Genomic DNA, 20129 nt, shown 5'->3' on the forward strand with positions numbered 1-20129 from the left:
GCGGTCAGCGGCTGGTCGCGGGTGGTGCTGTGCCAGTCGCAGCATCGGCTATCTGGGCGCCGACACGGGCCGCGAGCTCGGGTTCGATGGTCGGCCACCGGTCCAGGCTGCCGCTCGGCACGTACTCCAGGACGAGCCAGGAACGCCCCCGGCCGCGCACGGCGTCATAGAGCGTGACCACATGCCGATGACTGAACCGCGCCAACGCCCGGGCCTTGAACGCCGTCGTGCTCTCAACCCGCTTGAGCACGACGGCCCGTCCCAGCTCGGTGTCACGGGCCACCCGCCCCCCGCGGATGGGGCCGTGCGTCAGCTCGTACCGTCCACCGACCTTCACTCCCAGGCGCACAGCGCGTGCGGAGATTCACTCCACTTGGCCCAGGCGCCGGACGATGCGCCGCAACTGCTCGGTGTACCGCTGCTTGAACTCGGGCGAGTCAGGGCTCATCCCGTAAATGCGCCGCACCGCGTTCGGCATCGTCGCGGGCGCCGCGACCATCACCGTCATCAGCAGCATCACCGCCTCGACCTCAAGCTCGGCCGCAATCTCCCCCTCCGCCTGGCGACGCCGCAGATCCGACAGATCCTCCGCGGGATCCTCCGGTACGACGTCCCCAGTGAGCCCCGCCCACGCGTTCAGCCGGGCACCGCGCGGATCGTCCAGCGAATCGCGCAGGTAACGCATAAGAAGCTCTTCCAGCGAAATATCGGGATCGTTGAACGCGGCCTCATGCTCCAGCCACTGCCGCCCCAACTCCTGATACAGCCCCTCCTTGCCACCGAAGTAGTAGCTGATCAGCTGCTTGTTCACGCCCGCACGATCGGCGATGTCCTGGACGCGGGCACCGGCGTACCCCTTGGCGGCGAACTCCTCCAGCGCGGCGTCGAGCAGCAGCCGCCGCGACCGCTCGGCGTCCACCTTGCGCTCACCGTCCCGCGGCGCCCTCCGAGGCCCCTTTTCCTCCACGCCCCGCATGCTAGCGCCCATCATCCATCCATTTGGTTGACAACTTCATCCATCTGGATGAAACTACCGACCATGATCCTGGTAACCGGCGCCACCGGCGCAGTAGGCCGCCCCCTCGTCCACGCACTCCTCCGCGCCGGCCACAAAGTCCGCGCACTCACCCGCAACCCCGCCACCGCCAACCTCCCCGCCGGGGCCGAACTAGGGCCTGTCCCGTGATCATGTGATCGGACAGCCAGACCTTAAGGGGTTGGGGGACACGGGGCCGAGAAACTGCGAACGTGCGCGGATGCTAGTTTCCTTCCCCGTGATGGAACATCAGGACGACACCCGGGCGGCCTACGACGGGGTCGTCAAGCTGTATGCGTCGATGTTCGCTAATCAGTTGGAGACGCAGCCGTTCTCGCGGAACATGATCGGTACCTTCGCTGAGCTGGTGCGCGGGACGGGGAACCTGCGGGCAGTCGACGTCGGGTGCGGGCCTGGACATCTGACGGCCATGCTGCACGATCTGGGGCTGGACGCCTTCGGGCTCGACTTCTCCCCGGGCATGGTCGACCACGCCCGGCGGGCCCATCCGGCGCTGCGGTTTGATGAGGCGCGGATGGAGGCCCTGCCGGTCGAGGACGGCGCGCTCGGCGTGCTGGCCCACTACTCGATGATCCACACCCCTCCTGGGGATTTGCCCGCGCTGCTCGCCGAGCAGGTGCGTGTGCTGGCACCGGGCGGCCTGCTCCTGGTCTCGTTCTTCGCGACCGACGGATCGGAGCCGGTCCGCTTCGACCACAAGGTGACGCCCGCCTATAGCTGGCCAGCGGACCGGTTCGCCGAGTTGCTGGCCGGGGCCGGGCTCCTCCCGTTCGCCCGGCTGCTCCACGACCCGGCCTCCGAGCGGGGCTTCCTCGACGCCCACTTGCTGGCCCGCCTCCCCTAGATCGTGCCCGTGGCCTTTGGGGGCGGTTTGGTGTAGATCATCCATGTGGATGAGGAACGTCTGAAGCGTCATGATCTGACGGATGCGGAGTGGCTGCTGTTGGAGCCGCTGCTGCCGTCACAGACCGTGCATGGAGCTCGGTGGAATGATCATCGGACGGTGATGAACGGGATCTTCCATCGGACGCGTACGGCCACGCCGTGGCGTGACCTGCCGCCCTGTTATGGCAGGTGGAAGACGGTCTACAACCGGCATCGCCGGTGGTCGCTGGATGGGACGTGGGAGCGGATCCTGGACGGGCTGCGGGCGGGCTGCGACGAGGTCGAGGGCGAGGATTGGACGGTCAGCGCGGACTCGACTGTGGTCCGCGCGCACCAGCACGCGGCCGGGGCACGGCACGCTCCGGCCGTCGACCTGCCTTCAAAGGGGCTTGCAAAGATCACGAAGTGACGTCGGCGGGTCGGGAGGCCCTGGGACGGTCACGGGGCGGGCTGTCCACGAAGATTCACCTGGTGGCCGATCGGCGGTGCCGACCGATCAGCCGGATCCTCACCCCGGGCCAGCACGCGGACTGCCCGAAGTTCATCCCGCTGCTGAAGTCCATCCGCATCCCGCGCCGTGGCCCTGGACGACCCCGCAACCGGCCGGCCAGGGCGATGGCCGACAAGGCCTACTCCTCTCGCACCAACCGCCGCTACCTGCGCAAACGCAACATCAAGGCCGTCATCCCGATGAAGAAGGACCAGGCCGCCAACCGCACGAGACTCGGCTCCAAAGGCGGCAGGCCCCCGGTCTTCGACCGGGAGGCCTACAAAGAACGCAACACCGTCGAGCGCTGCGTGAACAAACTCCGCCAGCATCGTGCCGTGGCCACTCGCTACGACAAACGACAACGCATCTACCAGGGCACCATCGACGTCGCCTCGATCCGCATCTGGCTCCGCGACCCCGTCACATGATCACGGGACACGGCCTAGTAGGACTTTGTTAGTTCGGTATCATATGGGATGATCTTGGTGTGACTCCGGCTGAGCTGGCTGAGGTTCGTGGCCGTCTTGAGGACTTCGCGGGTGAGATTTTCACGCCGTTCGCGCGTCGTGAGCAGCGCTTGAACGGCGGGCTGTATCTGCGGGGGCTGATGCTGGACGGGCGGCGTAAGTCGATGCAGCCGATGGCCGAGCGCCTGGGGGTCGATCATCAGCGGCTGCAGCAGTTCATCACGTCCTCGACGTGGGATTTCGTGGCGGTGCGGCGGAGGTTGGCGGATCGGTCGCTGCGGGTGGTGGAGCCGGAGGCGTGGCTTCTGGACGACACCGGACACCTCAAGGACGGGGACGGGTCGCCGTGTGTGGCCCGGCAGTACACCGGGACGGCGGGCAAGGTGACCAACTGCCAGATCGCGGTGAGCGTGCATGCGGTCACCGACGCCTGCTCGGCCCCGCTGAACTGGCGTTTGTTCATGCCCGAGCGGTGGGATGACACGCTGGCCGCCGATCCGCAGGAGGCGGGGCGGATCGCCGAGCGGCGCAGGCGCTGCGGCATCGGCGATCAGGTACGGCATCGTCCCAAATGGCGGCTCGTCCTGGACATGATCGACGAACTGGCCGCCTGGGGGCACATGCCGCCGCTGGTCGTCGGTGACGCCGGATACGGCGACAACACCACCTTCCGGCTGGGACTGACCGAGCGCGGCATCGGCTATGTGATGGCTGTCAAGGCCGCCACCAGCGCCTACGACGGCGACGCGGTGCCGGTCACGCCGGCCTATTGCGGACGCGGCCGCCCGCCCGGGCCACGCTACGCCGGGGATGCCTCCAACCTCCGTGACCTGGTGCTGGCCGCCGGCCGCGCGAGCCTGCGGCGGGTGACCTGGCGCCAGGGCACCAGGAAGACCGCGGCCAACCCCACCGCCAAACTGCGTTCACGCTTCACCGCGATCCGGGTACGTCCCGCCAACCGGGACATCCCCAAAGCCGCCGACGGCAGTGTGCCCGCGTGCTGGCTGCTGGCCGAGTGGCCGCCCGGTGAGCCCGAGCCCACCGACTACTGGCTTTCCACGCTGCCCGAAAACACCCCGATCAAGACCCTCGTACGCCTGGCCAAGATCCGCTGGCGGATCGAACACGACTACCGCGAACTCAAGACCGGCCTCGGCCTCACCCATTTCGAGGGCCGCTCCTGGACCGGCTGGCACCGCCACGTCACCCTGGCCTCGGCCGCACACCTCTTCCTCACCGAACTACGCCTGGCCAGCCCAAAAGCGGCCGGGGCGGCCTGAGTCTCTACAAGATTCTCAAACAGCTCCAAGTGCTGCTCGCCACCTGGAGCGGCCGATGCCCCACATGCCACCAGCACCCACCATGACGAACTAACAAAGCCCTACTAGAAGACTGCTGAAGATCTTGTTAGAGGGGCTGTCCGGCCGTGGGCCGGACAGCCCCTCTGTGGTCATGCGTTGGCCGAGGACAGATGCCAGGTGCTGTTGGTCCGGGTGAGTCCGAGGTTGATGAGTCGGCGGAGGTTGAGGGCGGCGGCCCGGGTGTGCAGCCAGGCGTCGCCTGCGATGGTGCCGCGGTGGCGCAGGCGGCGGTTGCCGTGGTGGACGAGCCAGGCGACGGCGCGTTCGACCGGTGGTCTCCAGCGGCGGTAGTCGGCTTGCCAGGCCGGATCGCCGGCCGCCTGGCGGCGGGCGGCGGCCTGGAGGTCGTGGTGGGGGCGGATGGTCAGGATGCGGCCGGCCTTGGCGTTGGTGCACCGCTCGCGCAGGGGGCACCCGGTGCAGAGCTTTCCGAACGTGGCTTTGCGCTGGTGGTGTCGCCCGCCGGGTTCCGTTAAGGGAGCGGTGTGCCCGGCGGGGCAGGTCACGGTGCCGGTGGTGGTGTCGATGGCGAAGTCGTCCAGGGTGAAGCCGCCGGGGATGGCGGGCCGCAGCGGGGCGGGTTTGATGAACAGCCGGTGCCCGGCGGCGGTGAGGGCCCGGCGGGCCTGGCCGGTGGAGTAGGCGGTGTCGCCGAAGACCTCCACCGGCGTGTCCTCGCAGGAGAGCAGGTCCAGGCCGACGACGGCCTCATGGTGGGCGGGCCCGGCGCCCGGTCGCAGGGCCACGGCGGTGAACAGGCCGGTTTCGGGCTCGACGGCCAGGTGGGCCTTGAAGCCGTCCTGGCGGTGGCTGCGGGTCTTGTGGACATGCCTGGCCTGGGGATCGACGACCGAGATCACCCGGTCGGGGGCGGTGCCGTCGGTGATGCGCCAGCGTCCGTCGCGGCCGTCGGACCCGCCGGCCGGTTCGACGTCCTGACCGGCGACCAGGGCCAGGATGCCGACCGCGTTCGCGGCCCGTTCGCCCAGTTCCTGCTCGGGCAGGTGCCCCAGCAGCCGCAGCGCGTCGGTGACCAGCGCGTCCACCAGCTCGGCGCGGGCCTGCTCATCGTCCCAGGCGATGCGGGGCTTGCCCGCCTGGGCGTAGTCGTGCGCGGTGCACCGGGCGGCGGCGACCCCGGCCGCTCCCGGCACCTCGCGGATCACCGCCCGGACGGCGGCGATCAGCTGGGTGACGGTGTCCTGGGTGGCCACCGCATCGTCCAGCACGGTCGAGTCCAGCGCCCGCCGCTGCCGGCCCTTGAGCACCCCGGTCGCCTGGACGACCTGCCGGACGGCCTCGAAAATCCGGTCCGGCCGGGCCGAACGCGCCAGCCGGCGACGGAAGTAGGCCAGCAGCGACGGGTGGAACGCGGTGTCGTGAAGGCCCAGCCCGCAGGCGGCCTTCCACCGCAGGTCACACCGCAACTCCTGCACCGTCTCAAAGTCCGACAGCCCGTGCAGGGCCTGCAGCAGGATCGCCGCGGCAAGGATCTGCGGCGGCATCGAGGGCCGCCCGTTGGCCGAGGGATACATGTCGGCGAACATCTCCGCCGGGAACAACGCGCCACGGTGCTCGGCCAGGAACGCGAACACGCTCCCGGCCGGGATCAGCTCCCGGCACGTCTCCCACACATCCGGACCGACCCTCTCCCCGGCCCATTCACCCATCACCACACCACACCACACTGGCCCCGCCGCAACCGCGACGGGGCCAGAACCCCAAGATCTTCAGCAGTCTTCTAGCCCGCACCGAGGACCTCCCCCTGGATGACGTAACCTCGATCTTCATCAACCCCGCCGTCTTCCGAAACGGCCTAGAAGAGCTCCTCACGAAAGCCGCCGACCACCGCGTCCACCGCGTCGTCCTCCTCTCCTCCCTGGCCGCCGCCTACGACGACCCCACCAACCTCATAGGCGCCCACCACCTGGCCCTGGAAGCCCAGATCGAGGAGTCATCCCTCCACTGGACCTTCCTCCGCCCCGGCGCGTTCGCGTCCAACACCCTCCAGTGGGCCAACGAGATCCGCACCAACGGAATCGTCCGCGCCCCCTACGCCAACGCCCACACGGCCCCCATCGAAGAACGCGACATAGCCGCCGTAGCCACCGTCGCCCTGACCACCGACACCCTCATTGACTCAAAACCCCACCTGACCGGCCCCGAATCCCTGACCAACGCCGACCAGGCCCGCATCATCGGCGAAGCCCTTGGACGCCCCCTCCGCTACGAAGAAACACTCCCCGAACAAGCCCGCCAGGCCATGCTCGCCAACCACATCCCCGCCCCCATAGCCGACACACTCCTCACCATGCAAGCAGCGGCCGTCAACACCCCCGCGGAAATCTCCCCCGCCGTAGAACAAATCACCACCAACCCACCTCGAACCTTCAAAACCTGGGCAACTGCCAACATTTCCCACTTCCACTGAAAGAAACCGCCACATAAATCAACTCCCCGCACATTAAGCGATACCCTCGGAGCCCGCCCTCCTCCCCCTGAAGGCTCCATGCGGTCATTTCTGGTGATCTCCATACTCGTCACCCTCCTCCCCCTCGCCTCCTGCGGCGGAGCCCGAAGATCACTGAACGCCTGCACCCTCGTCGACCCGTCCCTCGCGGAGTCCCTGACCGGCGACCGCACCGGCGAACCCAGCACCATCAGCGACAACGAGACCCACAACTACGTGGGCTGCTACTGGACCGACCGCAACAAAGCCAACTCCCTCAACGTGGAAGCCAAGGTCTACGACAACCCCAAAACCGCCGAAGCCGACTTCTACCGAACCGCCCAAACCTGGGAATGCCACACCACCCTGGCCACCCCCAAACCCTCCAATGCCTGCGCCTACAAATCCCCTCTGGACACCGGCGTAATAATAACCAAGGGCCCAGTAATGGCCCGCATAGGCTACAAGGGCCCAGGCACCCCCCAACACGACCAGAATCGCCATCCAGTCATAGCCCAACAACTAGCCACCAAGGCAACAACCACCCTCTAAAAAAAAAGAGCCCGCCGGCCGCAACCCGACAGGCTCATAAAGCTCGAAGCTAGCGAACGTCGAGCTCCCCATCTGCCACCCGGCGAGCCAGCTCCCGCCAGCCCGCACGCGTAACAAGGATCTTGGGCCCCGCAGGATCCCTGGAATCACGCACGGCGATCGTGTTTGCCACGTCAGCGATCTCAACGCAGTCGCTGCCGGTGCCACTGCTTCGGCTGGCCTTGCGCCAGCGGATCCGTGAAGCGTCAACTGGGAGGCTCATGGGGTTTCCCGGTACTCCTTGGCGATGTCGACGATCAGCCGCGCCGAGTCTTCCTCGGACAGCGCCTGATCTGAAAGCCGGTCAAACCTCACATTACAGCGGTTGACCTGCCCGACATCTTCAACGTAGATCTCACCGCCCATCCCCTCCAGGTAGACGACCTCAGGGTCCAGCTGCCCCTCGAAGCTCAGAATGACGAACGGGCCGTCCATCCCGGCATGCTCACCGGACGCAGCCGGAAGGACGCTCAAGCTGACGTTGGTTTTCTTGGCTTCGTTCACCAACGCGTCCAGTTGACGCGCCATCACCTCGGCGCCTCCAACCGGCCGCCTCAGGACTGCCTCGTCCAGGACAACCGCAAGCGAGGCTCCCTCCTGCCGTTCGAGGATCGTCCGCCGTGCCATTCGTGCTTGCAGGCGTCGCAGATGGATCTCCTCCGTCTCTTCCGGACTACTCACCCGGATGAGCGCGAGCGCGTAGTCGCTGATCTGCAGTAGCCCCGGCACGAACTGAACCTGCCAGGTCCGGATGCGTACAGCGTCGTCTTCGAGTTCCGCGAACGACCCTGCGAGCACGTCGTTGAACGCTGACCACCAGCCGCGTTTGCGGATGTCCTTGGCAAGTTGGACGAGGGCCAGCTTGATCGCCTCGCCGCCACCATAGAGGTCGAGCATCGCCGCAACGTCCGCTGCCGTCGGACGAGTCTTGGCCGTCTCGAACCGGACCAGCTTGGGACGACTCCAGCCGAGGGCGGCTGCCGCGGCCTCCATCGACATACCAGACCGCTTGCGCGCTTCTCGGAGCTGACGAGCGAGACGGCGATGCCGAACCGTCGGGCTCTGCTCGGGTGTCATGGTGCGCAGCATGCCACTTCCAGGTGATCACCTCCTGAGAAGCGGAAAACTTGCTCCAAGAAAAATGAACAAGTGCATGGACATCAGGACGTGTCCAAGTCATGATGCCTCGTAACGAGGTGCTCACGCATCGTGATCACTCGAAACGAGACGGTCCCGGACGCGGTGCTGCAACACCGGCCGGGACCTTGATCGGACGCAGGAGGTCCAATCCATGCACCATCGTACGAAGCCACCACCCCACGAAGTGACCGCGCTCTTCCCGCCGCCCTGGGCCGAGTTCGAGATCGACCCCGAGGTGGCGCTGGCGCAGCTCCGCGCCCGTTTCCCCAGCGTGGTCATGTGGCTGGGCGAGCACACCGGCCGTTACTGGGCCATGGTCCGGAACCGAAGCCAGCACGACCACATCCTTGAGGCGACATCCCCGAGCGACCTCAGCCGCATGATCGCTATCCAGGCGGCCCACGCAACCAGGCCACTCCCGGGCTACGGCATGGCCACCCCCCGCACGAGTCCCGGCATCAGCGCGAGCTACCAAGCACGTCCGTGGCCCCGCCTGCTTCCCCGCGTCCTGCGCTCCCTCACCCACCGGAAGAGCACAAACCACCCGCACACCCACCGCAGCTCTGCCCTCTGGGAAAGGGGCAGGCAATGAGGACCGGCAGCACCGCCGACATCGCTGCTGGAGGAGCATGTGCCTTCCAACTTCCCGAAGGTCCTCGCTCTGCCTCGCTTGCGCGGTCGCTCGTCGTCAATGCACTGCGGGCGCTCTCCATGCCGGACAACCTCGTCGAGGACGCGGAACTCGCTGTCTCAGAGCTGGCCACCAACGCTTACCTCCACACCAAACAGCCGGCCACACCGCCAGAGCTGTGGATCTGGGCCCGCACCCATCCGCGTCACGAACTCGTGATCTCGCTCTTCGACGCCTCCCGCACAAGCCTTCCGAGCCCCGTCATGTGCCACCTGCTGGACGAGCACGGCAAGGGTCTCGGCATCGTCGCCGCGCTCGCCTCCGACACGGGTGCCCGCTTCACCCGCTCACGCCTGGCCTGCGCCCCCGTGCGGGGCAAGGCCGTGTGGTTCGCTCTCGCGATCCCCGCCCCTTGGCCCGAGCCCAAACACGGCGTCACACCAACCGTGGCCGCCTACCGTCTGCTCTTGGCACTCCAGACACGCGGTATCCACTCCACCCACGGCAGCAACGACACTGGCCGACCCGTCATCACCGCAGGTGGTCTCAACATCCGGGTCGAGCCCAAGACCTTCTCCTGGCCGGAAGGCAATGGCCACGACCATCACCCCTTGCTCGACCTCCACGAAACCACCGAACGCGTCATCAACCTGATCGATACTCGCCCCTAGCCGGGGGGAGCTGATAGCGGCATCGCTCCACCGGGAGTGATCAGAGGGACCAGAATCCAACTTGGCACGTTGTCAGGGCCGGGCCTTACGGTTGCCTCATGGCTGAGCTGGCCCCTGGGGCGTACGAGGAGATCGTGACTGCTGCGCTCCAGCGGAGACTCCAGGTTCTGGACGACGATCTCGTGCATCGCACCGGGCTAGATGCCGTTGACTCGGAAGAGATGCTCGTTCGTCACGTCTCCCACCAGATACGGCGAGCGCTACGGATTGCTGCCGAGAGCACTGATCCGGACAAGGCTCTGGCGCGCCAGGCGGTGGTAGCAAACGCGATCAGTGAGGCGATCTCACGGCTGGTGCCGGGAGCCTCCCAGGCCGACGATCTGCTGGCCGACGATCACGATGTGCTGCTCGCTGTTGCAGATGGCCGGCTTCCAGATGGTCGCGTTCGCTTCCCTGAACGCCCGGAAATCGCGCTGACATCCAGTGCACTGCTGGTGAACGGGCGCGAGCAGCCGCAGATCGGGCGGGAGGTCGTCAAGGAACTGGCATCGGCAGACCGTGTCGACCTGCTGTGTGCGTTCCTCAAATGGCATGGCCTGCGCCTCGTGGAAGGGGCGCTGCGTGAGTTCCTCGCGCGAGGCGGCACGTTGCGTGTGATCACCACGACCTACATGGGCGCAACAGAGTTGCGTGCGGTAGAACGGCTGGTCGAACTGGGCGCCGAGGTGGCCGTTTCGTATGACACGCGCCGCACACGCTTGCACGCGAAGGCTTGGCTATTTGGTCGAGATTCGGGACTAGACACCGCCTACGTCGGTTCATCGAATTTGTCGAGGGCCGCGATGCTCGATGGGGTGGAGTGGAATGTTCGGCTAGCACGCGCCGAGCAGCCGCATCTCATCGACACTTTTGCTGCAACCTTTGAAGAGTACTGGAACGAAGCATCTTTCGAGCGATACGACTCCGAGCGTGATAAGCCACGGCTGGCGCGCGCACTCTCGCATGAACAGAATGGCAATACCGCCCTTCCGCTCCAGATCGCTAACATCGATATCAATCCCTACCCGTACCAGCGAGAGATCCTTGATGAACTCGAGGCAGTTCGTGAGGTGCACGGTCACTGGCGCAACTTGGTAGTCATGGCCACCGGCACGGGAAAAACGATAGTGTCAGCACTGGACTACCAGCGACTCCGACGCCAGGGACGAGTTGACTCGCTCCTCTTCGTCGCCCACCGAAAGGAAATCCTAGAGCAGAGCCTTAGTACGTTCCGTATGGTACTTAAGGATGGCGCTTTTGGGGAGTTGCTGGTCAATGGGAAGCGACCAATGAATTGGCAGCACGTCTTCGCATCCATCCAATCCCTGAACCTGCTGCCCGCTCTCGACCCCGACCGGTACAGCATGATCATCGTGGATGAGTTTCATCATGCGGCGGCGGCCTCGTACAGTACGTTGCTGGATCAGGCACGACCCACCGTCTTGCTGGGCCTGACCGCAACGCCTGAGCGGGCTGACGGCGAGGATATCCTGCGCTGGTTCGACGGGCGCAAGCCGGACGTCGAGTTGCGGCTGTGGGAAGCTCTCGAACGCGGACTGCTGGTGCCCTTTCACTATTTCGGCATCCATGACGACACCGATCTGAGTCAAGTCGCCTGGCGCCGTGGAAGCGGCTATGACATCAGCGATCTGTCCGAGCTCTACACGGGCTTGCACACCCGAGTCGACATGATCGTACAAGCCCTGGCGGACAAACTAGGGAATGTGTCGACCATGAAAGCCGTCGGGTTCTGTGTCAGTATCGGGCATGCCACTTTTATGGCGGACCGGTTTAACCATCGCGGCATCCCGGCGCGGGCGGTCACCTCGGCAATGACCACCGAAGAACGCGAAGCCGCTCTCCGTGACCTCAAGGACGGGACCGTCCAGGTGGTATTTACGGTCGATCTGTTCAACGAGGGGGTCGATGTACCAGACATCGACACTGTGCTTTTCCTTCGCCCGACCGAAAGTGCCACCGTTTTCCTGCAGCAGCTTGGCCGCGGTCTGCGGCTCGCACCAGATAAGCCAGTGCTCACTGTCCTGGACTTCGTTGGCCACCAGAACAAGGAGTTCCGTTTCGACAAGCGGTTCAGAGCACTGACCGGCGTCCCACGAGGGCGGCTCGCGCAGGAGATTGAGGCAGGCTTTCCTACGCTCCCGGCGGGGTGCGCTATCGACCTGGACCGTGAGGTCAGTCAGATCGTGCTCGCCAACATCAAGCAGTCGCTCGGCTTCCGCGTTAAAGAGGCAGTTTCGGAGTTGCGCGACCTCGGCGATGTCAGCCTGCCCGACTTCCTCAGCGAGACGGGCCGGGAGCTTGAGGATCTGTACCAAGGCAGCCGTGGTGGTTGGGTACGGCTACGCCGCGAAGCGGGCTACGACCCGCGCCCAGTGGCCGACGAGAAGGAGGATCAGAAGCTCGCGAGATCCATCGGACGGATGCTCCACATCGACGACCCTGAACGGCTGCGTTTCCTGCGTGAAGTCCTAGACGCACCGAACCCGCCCGAGACGGCCTCGGCGGATCCGCGACGAAAGCGATTGCTCGCGATGCTCCATGCTTCCCTCGACAGCAGCCAGCCGATCAGCGTGCTCGAACAGAACCTCGCGCGGCTCTGGCAGAACGCGGCGCGCCGTGAAGAGCTGCTACTCATCACAGGCGTGCTGTACGAGCGGATTCATCGTGTGACTCCGGTCGTTAACGAAGTCGCCCATCTGCCGATCCACCTGCACGCTCGTTACAGCAAGGACGAGTTGCTCTCTGCATTCGGCATGGAGAAGCCTCGTTCCTGGGTCCAGGGCATTCGCTGGGTAGAGCGTGAACGAGCCGATCTCTTCATGGTCACCATCAATAAGACCGAGAAGGGCTACAAGCCGTCCACCATGTACAACGACCGCGCGATCACTCCGACACTGTTCCAGTGGGAGTCCCAGAGCGAGACTCGCGAGGACTCGCGCGACGGTCAGCGCTACATCCACCATGCTGAGCGGGGCTCCACGGTGCACCTGTTCATCCGCGAGAGCAAGGCAGGCGCCCCGCCGTACCTCTACGCCGGCCCCATGACGTACCGCAGCCACGAGGGTGAGCAGCCGATGCGCATCCTGTGGGAGCTGGCTCATCCACTGCCTGCTGACGTCTTCCACTACGCGAAGGTCAACACTGGCTGACCTGGGATCTTGATGAGATCGAAGGTGGTCATCCGACCGGATGACGATCTCGTCACGCTGGCACGGCGCTCGCACGTCTATCGGCAGTCAACTGCCACCGCACCAGTCACTCTGGAAATATCCGATTCCTAGAGAATCGGGAGATTTCATGGAAATTGTCATTCGTCTGGACGGCCCGGAAGCTGATGAGCAGCTTCAATCGCTTCATGACTGGCTGATGGCCGAGCCCGCCATCCGTAGGCACGCAAGCGTGTCGCTGCGGTCGGCTGAGGCGAAGCCCGGCGAGATGGGCACGGCCCTCGATGCGATCCAAGTGGCCGTGGAGCAGGGCTTCCAGGCGGCGGAACTTGTCCTTGCTTACCTGGCCTGGCGTGCTGCCCGCGGCATCAAGGTCAGCGGCACCATCGAGCAAGGGAAGACGAAGATCCCCCTGTCGGAAGCCTCCGACGAGACAGCCGAGTCAGTCGCCAAGAAGCTGGACGCTGACGAGTCGTGACGCAGCCCGACCCACAGGCTTCTCGCGCCGTCCTCATCGGGACTGCTCGGTACGAGCACATGGAAGACCTGCCCGCCGTTGCCCGCAACCTGCGGGCGCTGCAGCAGGAACTGATGCGGCACGAAGTGTGGGGGCTGTCACCGCAACACTGCAGGGTGGTGGAGGATCCCACTGACCCTCAAGGGATGATCACCCCGGTTCACGAGGCGAGCGACGAGGCCCGTGAAGTCCTCCTGGTGTACTTCGCGGGGCATGGCGTGATCGGCCCCAACGATGACCTCTACCTCGGGACACCCGGCACTCACAACGACCGCACCCGGTCGCACTACACGGCCGTCGCGTACGACGCCCTGCGGACAACCGTGCAGAACAGCCGTGCACAGATTCGCATCGTCATCCTGGACTGCTGCTACAGCGGCAAAGCCGCTTACACCATGGGTGCCACCACCGTCTCCCCTCTCACTGACATTGAGGGCACGTACACCCTCACCTCAGCGCCGCCTACCAAGGCATCCCTCGCACCTGAAGGTGCCGAGTTCACCGCGTTCACGCAGGAACTCATCGAAGTGATCCGTGGCGGCCTCCCGGATGCCGGTGCCTTCCTTACGCTGGACCAGATTTTCGATCACGTAAAAGGGGAGATGGCGGCCAAGGCCCGCCCGCGCCCCTGGCGTCAAGACCGCAATGATGCCGGACAGGTAGCACTCATCAAGAACCGCGCTAGAGCCGCTGCCAAGACGCCGCCAGGGTATGGGGAGATCCCAGGTTTTGAAGAAGGCGCTCCTTTCCCCAGCAGACAAGAGTTGCACGAGGCCAAAGTTCATCGACCTCTGCAAGCAGGAATCTGCGGAACATACCGGGACGGCGGAGCAGAATCCATCGTCCTTTCTGGCGGTTATCCCGATGACGAGGACTACGGAGATGTCATCGTCTACACCGGCCACGGAGGTCGGGAAAATGGCCAGCAAGCGAAGGACCAGGATCCGACTGCATCCGGCAATGCAGCGCTGCTCGCCAGCATCACCACGCGATATCCCGTCCGAGTGATCCGTGGTTCCGCGGGGGACGAGCAACACTCTCCTGCCACGGGATATAGATACGACGGACTCTACACAGTCGAGGGGTACTGGACCACGATCGGAATCGAAGGATTCCGAATCCTTCAGTTCCGACTAGAGAAGCTTCGCGACTCCGCGCCGCCGTTGGTGCCGTCCAACTCGATGGTAGACATGCCCGGGATCGACCTGCACCGTTGGGAACCTGTAGGGCTGGGAGTCTATGGCGACCGCCGAATCGCCGACAGGGTCAAGCAAGCACACAGATTTCAGTGTCAGATCTGCAGGGTAACGCTGCAGTCTCCTGCCGGTTTCCGCTTTGCCCAGACATTCCATCTCAGGGCCCTCACTAGGCCGCACCAAGGTCCCGACATCGCAGCCAACCTGCTGTGCGTGTGCCCGACACATCGCGTACAACTTGAACTAGGGACTATTACCATTGAGGACGATCTCAAGGTGATCGATGAGATCGATGGGGTGCCAATCGGGCAGCTCAACACTGTGCCCAGACACGAGATCGGTGTCGAATACGTGCGCTATCACCGAAAGCTCTACCGTAACCAGGTAAGGCAGCCCCGCAGAAACCATTGATGTCCACTCCAAGCCTTTTGCTTAGGGTCCAGAAAAGTTTAACTTTATGGATTTGCGTGGTCTTGGATGAGGTGGGTCTTTGATGGACTGGATGGTCTTGGCCGCGCCGGCCAGGTACGCGGTGTTCGGGGTCGGATCAGGGCCACTTCAAAGTGCTGATCGTTGATGTTGCCGCTGGTCAGGATCGGATACCGAGTAGGTCAAGCGAGACGTTCAAGGTGTCGTAATACATTCGGCGGCGGGTGGCGGTGATGTTATTGAACCCGGCGTCCCGGAGCCGGGCCCAGGCCAGCTTCCGGAGTGTGCCATGTTCTCGGGCTCGTGCCCGGCCCAGATCTTGCTGACGTCCTAGCCGAAGGTGATGTCCCGGACGTGGTGCGGGGCCTCGATGCCCCGGCGGCCCGCACGATCAGCGCCGGCCGCTGCGGGCACGCTTGCGCCGAGGTCAGGCTGGGGATGGCCTAGATCGCGGAGCGCCGCAGGGACGTCGGTGTCGAGCGGCAAACAGCAGAGCGCCCCGCCCGGATTCTCACCAGTCGGGGCGTCTGTTGTGGGACGTAGGCTCAGGAAGCGCTTCTGCCTAGTTCCGCGCGTAGGGTCGCCACCTCTTCGCGGGCCTCGTCGCGTTCGCGGGTGAGCGTCTCCAACTCGATCGCGACCTGATCCATGAAGGGGTCGACCTGCTCCGTCCAGTAGCCGGGCTGCATCCGTGGCATCACGAACTTGGTGTCCCGGACCGCCTCCGCGGTGAGACGCTCGGACGCCGCGGCGTACCGCGCTTTCGGGTCTTCGGTGGCCGCGCGGAAGTCCTCGCGCAGCGCGGCGACCTGGTGGCTCAGCTCGTTGATCGCGTCCCAGGGGCTTGTGTCTTCGCTCATGTCACCCTCCTAGCATGTCGGCGGGCACCGCAGCGCCCTTTCGCTTCAGGATGGCCAGGTAGAAGCCGAGGTTGTCCGGCTGGCCGCAGCTCTCCATCGCCCAGAGGCCGCTGGTGTCGACCAGGTGCGACAGTTCGTCGGACGACAGCAGCAGCCGGTCGAACCACGGGGTCGACCATCCCCGGTAGCGCAGCCGCATCCGCACCTGGCCGGGCAGCCACCCGCGCTCACGGTTGTGCCGGTGGTAGTCGTCGTGGTCGGCGAGCGGTGCGGCGTAGGGGTCGTGGCCGACGGCGAGCAGTTCGGCACCCGGGCGTGCGAGCTTGGCCAGGCTGCCTAGGACCTTGGGCGCCTCCCGCGCGGAACCGAGGAGGCCGAGGTTTCCGCCGAGCAGCATGATCGTGTCGAAGGTGCCGACCTCGCCGGGCTCCTGGACGCTGCCGAGCCGGGCGTCCAGGCCCTGCGCGCGGGCGACGGCAACCGCGCCCGGCGACGGGTCGATCCCGATGACCTCGCGCGTGCCGGCGAGCTCCAGCATGTGCCGGCCCGCCGCGCAGCCCACGTCCAGGACCCTGCCGCGCGCCAGCTCGACCGCGCGCTGCTCGCTGGCCACCCATTCCTCAGGGCGGGTGAAATACCGGTACGCATCCTCGACGGACACGAATTCGTCGTCGCGCTCGATCACCTGGCAGGCAACCCCACGCGCGGGCCCGTCCTTCCAGCATCTGCGCAGCATCTCGCCGAATCCATCAGACATCTCGTCTCCTCCCGTGTGCCTTGTGTCACGGCTGCCTGCCGAGGAGCGCGGCCACGACGGCGGCCGAGCAGACCGCCGAGGTGGCCGCGGCCATCGGATGAGCGATCGACCAGGCGAGCGCGTCGAGGCAGGCATGCCAGAGATCGGTGAACATGACCTTCCTTCGCGGCGCGGCCGGTGCCCTCGGGGGTAGAAGGCACCGGCCGCGCAGCGCCCCCCTCTGCGCCCGGGCGGCGGCGCTTCCTCACCGCCGCCGTCCGGGATCTGGACCGTGCGACCGCCCCTCGCGGTCATGAGATTCACGGAGGGATTGCGGTGCTCGGGGCGGTCGCACGGGGTGGGTGCGGGGCGGCCCGGCTGCCGCGCCGTGTAGGCCGCGCCGCCCCGCGCTTCGGGTGGGCCGCGGCTCCGCCCCCGGGTTCGCTGGTAGGGGTGGGCCGCGTCCCGGCCGCACGCCGCCCGTGTGACGTATCGGCGCGGGCGTGCGGCGGTCAGAAGGTCAGAAGGTGGCGAGGCACTTGGTGCAGTAGGCCGCGCCGTTGGCCCAGTCCATGGAGTGTTCGCCGCCCTTGGGGCACTCTCCGGGGCTGCCGCCGTCGTCTCCGTGCACGATCGGGATCTTGTCCATGACCGTGTCTCTCCTTCCTCGGGTTACCGGGGGCGCGGCGGTCGCCGCGCGTCCGCGTCCCGGATCTGCTGTTCCAGCCCGGCCGGGTCGGCCGCGGAAATCTTCGGGTTGTAGCCCTGCCAGATCGTGTCCTGGTCCAGAAAGGCGAGGTACTCGGGTGGGCCGCCGAGCACGCCGGTGCTGTAGCTGACGTTCCAGCCCGGCCAGCGCGCCTCCAGTTCCAGGCACGTCTGCAACGCGCCGTCCGGCCAGTCCAGGCGGTTGGCGATGATCTCGCGATTCCGCAGCACGTCAGCCGGGCTCAATGGCGTAAGGGTGGTGTGTTCGATCAGGATCTGGGGGTGTTCCGGCTCGGTGGGCGCGGCGGGGGCGCGCATTTCACGAGCGACGGCGTCGGCGGCCTGGTCGAGTCGGTGGGGCGTGCCGAGGGACGGACCGAGGCAGTTGGAGTTGTCGATCCATACGTAGGCGTTGCTCTTCCGGTCCCAGGCGATCCTGTCCGGGCCTTCATCTCGGTGGGTCACCACCAGCCAGGCGTCCGGCTGCCCGTCCTGAGGGAGCGCGCCCGATCGGACAACCGACGCCGCGACGGTGGGGTAGCGGCGTCGGAGCACGGCGTGCAGCCTGTCGAGCGGGCCGAACTGCGCGTACGGCACCAAACCGGGCGGCTCGTTGAACTCAGGCATGGTTCGCGTTCCCACGTGCGAGGGGCCGTCGTCGGCCGCGCAGCAGGCCGCGCCGGGGAAGTTCGTGGCGGCCGTGCGTCGGCGACGCGGTGGCGGCGGACGGTCGGGCAGGCTCGGGGGCTCGGGGCGCCGGACGGCTCGGGGCGCCGAACTGGTGGGCGCGGGCGAACCGGGGGACGGTGAGGATGGCGTCCAGGCGCCGGCTCAGCTCGGCCGGGCTGTCGGCCTCCACCAGGCGGTCGCGGCCGGAGTGGTCGCGGGTCATCGCCCACCACTCCCCTGTGGAGCGGCCCCACCAGGCGCGCACACCCGGGAAGCGGCGGCCGAGCTCGGCGACGATGCGCGGGATCTCCGCGGGGAGCGGAGCCATCGCGTTCACCGGGGATCACCCGTCAGCTCGCGGCGGGCGAGGTTGGCGCGGATGAACAGGGCGGCGTCGGCGATGTGGTGGGGCTCGGCGATCGGCTCGCCCCACGAGGTGAAGAACCAGAGGCGCCCGCCGTCGTCGGTGCGCGGGCGGCAGGTGATCGTGTCGGCCGCGTGGGCCGAGCAGCATCCGGCGATCTTCGGGTTGACCACCTTCAGGCCCTTGTCGGTCAACTCGGTCTTCAGCCCCTGGCCGGCCAAGAACCCGGCGAGGGGGGCTAGCGGATCGGGGTTGGTCGTAACATCACTCACAGGTCGGAGCACCTTCCGGCCAAGGCCCCGGGTCCCCTGGTGTTCGCGCGCCAGGCCGGGGCCGCCTTGTTGTCGGGCGGGCGGGCGGCTGTCGTTCAGCAGGTCGCGCCCACGCACCGATGCTGATGGCTCACAAGGCCCAGAAGTGACACACCTGGTGTCACCGCGCCTGAACTGGCTAAATGACCCGCGCCCACTCGGCAAATGCGACGAGGGCGTGCGGCGGGGACACATGCAGGCGAAGCAGGGTGACCAGGGCATCACGCACGAATGGGTGCTCGCGCACATGCTGAGGAGCGATCTGCCGGGCGGTCTGGAGCGACCCGAACGCCTCGTCGCGCATCCCCAGCCATAGTTGCGCGCGCGCCAGGTCGATGGCGTAGTGGGAGCGGCGCTCGGGAGGCAAGCCGTCGAGGCGGATCTTCTCCCGCTCGGCCTTCTGGCCAATGGCGAGTTCGACCGCGCGCGCCGCGTCGCCAAGCTCGACGGCGACCGAGACCTCGTGCACATGCAGCGAGGCCGGACCGAAGGCCGTGCCGTTGTAGACGCCTTCAGGGACCCCCTTGGCCAAGCGCCGAGCCTCCTTGAGGTGCTGGCCGACAACCGCAGGGTCTTCGGTCAGCCGGGCGGCCACGACGGCGGCGCGCATATGCAGGGAGCCAGCCGCCGCGGCCAGGTCCGGCGAGGTGGGCTCGGGAAGGTCATCGAGGGCCATCTCCAGTGCGCGCAGTCCCGGAGTGAGATTGCGGCCAGCAGCGAAGAACACCTCGGTTCGCACATAGGCGGCGGTGGCGATCAGCGCCGAATCCTCTGCGATATCGGCCGACCGGCGCATCAACTCGATCAGGCGGGCCGACAGGTCGTAATAGCCGTATTTGTAGGCCACCGCGTCAGCGGAACGATAGGCCGCAGCCAGCAGGGCCGCGACGGCTCGGCGTTCGGGAGCTCCACCCAACACGGCGCGCGACAGCTCCACCAGCAGCAGGGGCAGCTCCTCGGCCAGGCGCGTGTACTGCGAGGTCAGCCGCCGCTGCGTTGCGGTCGCGGTCGCTTGCCTGAGCTGGTCCAACGGACGTACGGGGCCATCGTCGGGAACGTCGTAGGCATCGATGGCAGTGCGGATATTCGGCACCGCCGCATGCACCCGGCTGTCTGTGTGCGTGCGGCGGCCGGTGAGGGCGTCCGGCTCCACCCCAAGCGCTGCGGCGATCGACTCCAGTACACGATCGCTCACCGGGCGGCTGCCCTGTTCGACCTTGCGCAACGTGCTCAGCGAGATGTGCGCGTCCTCGGCCAGTCGCCGCTGCGTGAGTCGACGCACGCCGCGCATCGCGGCGATGCGATGGCCGACCTGCCTGTCCGGGGTCACCGTGGGCTCCGTGGGGTAGGTCCTGCAAGCACCGTACATG

General features: G+C 66.4%; 22 protein-coding genes and 1 pseudogene. 10 read left to right on the forward strand and 13 right to left on the reverse strand.

The genetic code is table 11. From position 1 onward, the window contains the following. Positions 1-4 precede the first annotated feature (4 nt). Entirely contained in the window at positions 5-283 is a 279-nt protein-coding gene (locus ACZ466_RS19125) for a hypothetical protein (RefSeq protein ID WP_464043893.1), read from the reverse strand. An 81-nt stretch (positions 284-364) separates the two neighbouring features. After that, complete coding sequence (locus ACZ466_RS19130; RefSeq protein WP_378283276.1) at positions 365-967, reverse strand: TetR family transcriptional regulator; 603 nt, start codon at positions 965-967, stop codon at positions 365-367. 57 nt (positions 968-1024) lie between these two features. Between ACZ466_RS19130 and ACZ466_RS19135 the strand changes: the two are divergent. The 4 genes and pseudogenes from ACZ466_RS19135 to ACZ466_RS19150 all read left to right on the forward strand — a co-directional run. Continuing rightward, a pseudogene (locus ACZ466_RS19135) lies at positions 1025-1171 on the forward strand (NmrA family NAD(P)-binding protein); the annotation flags it as partial. Positions 1172-1274: 103 nt separating this feature from the next. Further along, positions 1275-1901, forward strand: a complete 627-nt coding sequence (locus tag ACZ466_RS19140) for a class I SAM-dependent methyltransferase (protein WP_464043894.1) — start codon at positions 1275-1277, stop codon at positions 1899-1901. A 60-nt stretch (positions 1902-1961) separates the two neighbouring features. After that, a protein-coding gene (locus ACZ466_RS19145) for an IS5 family transposase (protein WP_378291367.1) occupies positions 1962-2860 on the forward strand; the annotation gives its coding sequence in 2 pieces (ribosomal slippage) (positions 1962-2304 and positions 2304-2860; 900 coding nt in all). Between the two features lie 59 nt (positions 2861-2919). Further along, complete coding sequence (locus tag ACZ466_RS19150; RefSeq protein WP_378293577.1) at positions 2920-4179, forward strand: IS701 family transposase; 1260 nt, start codon at positions 2920-2922, stop codon at positions 4177-4179. 170 nt (positions 4180-4349) lie between these two features. Here ACZ466_RS19150 and ACZ466_RS19155 read toward each other — a convergent pair whose 3' ends face one another. Next, on the reverse strand, positions 4350-5933 hold the full coding sequence (locus ACZ466_RS19155; protein ID WP_378293548.1) for an IS1182 family transposase: 1584 nt from the start codon (positions 5931-5933) through the stop codon (positions 4350-4352). Positions 5934-6769: 836 nt separating this feature from the next. On the opposite strand from ACZ466_RS19155, the gene ACZ466_RS19160 reads away from it, so the two are divergent. After that, positions 6770-7261, forward strand: a complete 492-nt coding sequence (locus ACZ466_RS19160) for a hypothetical protein (protein ID WP_378285244.1) — start codon at positions 6770-6772, stop codon at positions 7259-7261. 49 nt (positions 7262-7310) lie between these two features. Here ACZ466_RS19160 and ACZ466_RS19165 read toward each other — a convergent pair whose 3' ends face one another. Then, on the reverse strand, positions 7311-7523 hold the full coding sequence (locus ACZ466_RS19165) for a DUF397 domain-containing protein (RefSeq protein ID WP_378285245.1): 213 nt from the start codon (positions 7521-7523) through the stop codon (positions 7311-7313). Beyond that, positions 7520-8389, reverse strand: a complete 870-nt coding sequence (locus tag ACZ466_RS19170) for a helix-turn-helix domain-containing protein (RefSeq protein WP_378285246.1) — start codon at positions 8387-8389, stop codon at positions 7520-7522. Before ACZ466_RS19170 ends, ACZ466_RS19165 begins: the two co-directional genes overlap by 4 nt. Positions 8390-8591: 202 nt before the next feature. Between ACZ466_RS19170 and ACZ466_RS19175 the strand changes: the two genes are divergently transcribed. The 5 genes from ACZ466_RS19175 to ACZ466_RS19195 all read left to right on the forward strand — a co-directional run bounded on the left by ACZ466_RS19175 (position 8592) and on the right by ACZ466_RS19195 (position 15093). Next, entirely contained in the window at positions 8592-9032 is a 441-nt protein-coding gene (locus tag ACZ466_RS19175; RefSeq protein WP_378285247.1) for a hypothetical protein, read from the forward strand. Continuing rightward, positions 9029-9742, forward strand: a complete 714-nt coding sequence (locus ACZ466_RS19180) for an ATP-binding protein (protein WP_378285248.1) — start codon at positions 9029-9031, stop codon at positions 9740-9742. The genes ACZ466_RS19175 and ACZ466_RS19180 overlap by 4 nt, the downstream gene beginning before the upstream one ends. Before the next feature lie 98 nt (positions 9743-9840). Next, positions 9841-12951: a DEAD/DEAH box helicase gene (locus ACZ466_RS19185; RefSeq protein ID WP_378285249.1), complete on the forward strand. Its 3111-nt coding sequence runs from the start codon at positions 9841-9843 to the stop codon at positions 12949-12951. A 40-nt stretch (positions 12952-12991) separates the two neighbouring features. After that, positions 12992-13447: an effector-associated constant component EACC1 gene (locus ACZ466_RS19190; RefSeq protein WP_378285250.1), complete on the forward strand. Its 456-nt coding sequence runs from the start codon at positions 12992-12994 to the stop codon at positions 13445-13447. Then, the gene (locus tag ACZ466_RS19195) at positions 13444-15093 is read left to right on the forward strand and encodes a caspase, EACC1-associated type (RefSeq protein ID WP_378285251.1); all 1650 of its coding nucleotides are present in this window, start codon (positions 13444-13446) and stop codon (positions 15091-15093) included. Before ACZ466_RS19190 ends, ACZ466_RS19195 begins: the two co-directional genes overlap by 4 nt. 563 nt (positions 15094-15656) lie before the next feature. On the opposite strand, the gene ACZ466_RS19200 is transcribed toward ACZ466_RS19195, so the two are convergent. The 8 genes from ACZ466_RS19200 to ACZ466_RS19235 form a co-directional block, all read right to left on the reverse strand. After that, positions 15657-15971: a DivIVA domain-containing protein gene (locus ACZ466_RS19200; RefSeq protein ID WP_378285252.1), complete on the reverse strand. Its 315-nt coding sequence runs from the start codon at positions 15969-15971 to the stop codon at positions 15657-15659. A gap of 1 nt (position 15972) precedes the next feature. Further along, positions 15973-16728 (reverse strand): class I SAM-dependent methyltransferase, encoded by a 756-nt coding sequence (locus ACZ466_RS19205; RefSeq protein WP_378285253.1) that lies wholly within the window; start codon positions 16726-16728, stop codon positions 15973-15975. Between the two features lie 25 nt (positions 16729-16753). Continuing rightward, entirely contained in the window at positions 16754-16882 is a 129-nt protein-coding gene (locus ACZ466_RS19210; RefSeq protein WP_378285254.1) for a hypothetical protein, read from the reverse strand. A gap of 345 nt (positions 16883-17227) precedes the next feature. Next, positions 17228-17356: a hypothetical protein gene (locus tag ACZ466_RS19215; RefSeq protein WP_378285255.1), complete on the reverse strand. Its 129-nt coding sequence runs from the start codon at positions 17354-17356 to the stop codon at positions 17228-17230. 23 nt (positions 17357-17379) lie between these two features. Then, positions 17380-18042, reverse strand: a complete 663-nt coding sequence (locus ACZ466_RS19220; RefSeq protein ID WP_378285256.1) for a hypothetical protein — start codon at positions 18040-18042, stop codon at positions 17380-17382. After that, positions 18035-18412 (reverse strand): hypothetical protein, encoded by a 378-nt coding sequence (locus tag ACZ466_RS19225; protein ID WP_378285257.1) that lies wholly within the window; start codon positions 18410-18412, stop codon positions 18035-18037. The genes ACZ466_RS19220 and ACZ466_RS19225 overlap by 8 nt, the downstream gene beginning before the upstream one ends. A gap of 5 nt (positions 18413-18417) precedes the next feature. Continuing rightward, positions 18418-18720, reverse strand: coding sequence for a hypothetical protein (locus ACZ466_RS19230; RefSeq protein WP_378285258.1), 303 nt, complete (start codon positions 18718-18720; stop codon positions 18418-18420). Positions 18721-18898: 178 nt separating this feature from the next. Next, complete coding sequence (locus ACZ466_RS19235) at positions 18899-20089, reverse strand: helix-turn-helix domain-containing protein (protein WP_378285259.1); 1191 nt, start codon at positions 20087-20089, stop codon at positions 18899-18901. Positions 20090-20129: the final 40 nt, after the last annotated feature.

It is taken from the genome of Actinomadura rugatobispora, assembly GCF_055379765.1.

Excerpts from the sequence above, each read along its gene's own strand:
- ACZ466_RS19180 (WP_378285248.1), top strand. The coding sequence starts at position 9,029 with ATGAGGACCGGCAGCACCGCCGACATCGCTGCTGGAGGAGCATGTGCC.
- ACZ466_RS19210 (WP_378285254.1), bottom strand. The coding sequence starts at position 16,882 with ATGTTCACCGATCTCTGGCATGCCTGCCTCGACGCGCTCGCCTGGTCG.
- ACZ466_RS19215 (WP_378285255.1), bottom strand. The coding sequence starts at position 17,356 with ATGGACAAGATCCCGATCGTGCACGGAGACGACGGCGGCAGCCCCGGA.
- ACZ466_RS19185 (WP_378285249.1), top strand. The coding sequence starts at position 9,841 with ATGGCTGAGCTGGCCCCTGGGGCGTACGAGGAGATCGTGACTGCTGCG.
- ACZ466_RS19200 (WP_378285252.1), bottom strand. The coding sequence starts at position 15,971 with ATGAGCGAAGACACAAGCCCCTGGGACGCGATCAACGAGCTGAGCCAC.
- ACZ466_RS19220 (WP_378285256.1), bottom strand. The coding sequence starts at position 18,042 with ATGCCTGAGTTCAACGAGCCGCCCGGTTTGGTGCCGTACGCGCAGTTC.
- ACZ466_RS19170 (WP_378285246.1), bottom strand. The coding sequence starts at position 8,389 with ATGCTGCGCACCATGACACCCGAGCAGAGCCCGACGGTTCGGCATCGC.
- ACZ466_RS19205 (WP_378285253.1), bottom strand. The coding sequence starts at position 16,728 with ATGTCTGATGGATTCGGCGAGATGCTGCGCAGATGCTGGAAGGACGGG.
- ACZ466_RS19165 (WP_378285245.1), bottom strand. The coding sequence starts at position 7,523 with ATGAGCCTCCCAGTTGACGCTTCACGGATCCGCTGGCGCAAGGCCAGC.
- ACZ466_RS19190 (WP_378285250.1), top strand. The coding sequence starts at position 12,992 with ATGACGATCTCGTCACGCTGGCACGGCGCTCGCACGTCTATCGGCAGT.
- ACZ466_RS19225 (WP_378285257.1), bottom strand. The coding sequence starts at position 18,412 with ATGGCTCCGCTCCCCGCGGAGATCCCGCGCATCGTCGCCGAGCTCGGC.
- ACZ466_RS19175 (WP_378285247.1), top strand. The coding sequence starts at position 8,592 with ATGCACCATCGTACGAAGCCACCACCCCACGAAGTGACCGCGCTCTTC.
- ACZ466_RS19160 (WP_378285244.1), top strand. The coding sequence starts at position 6,770 with ATGCGGTCATTTCTGGTGATCTCCATACTCGTCACCCTCCTCCCCCTC.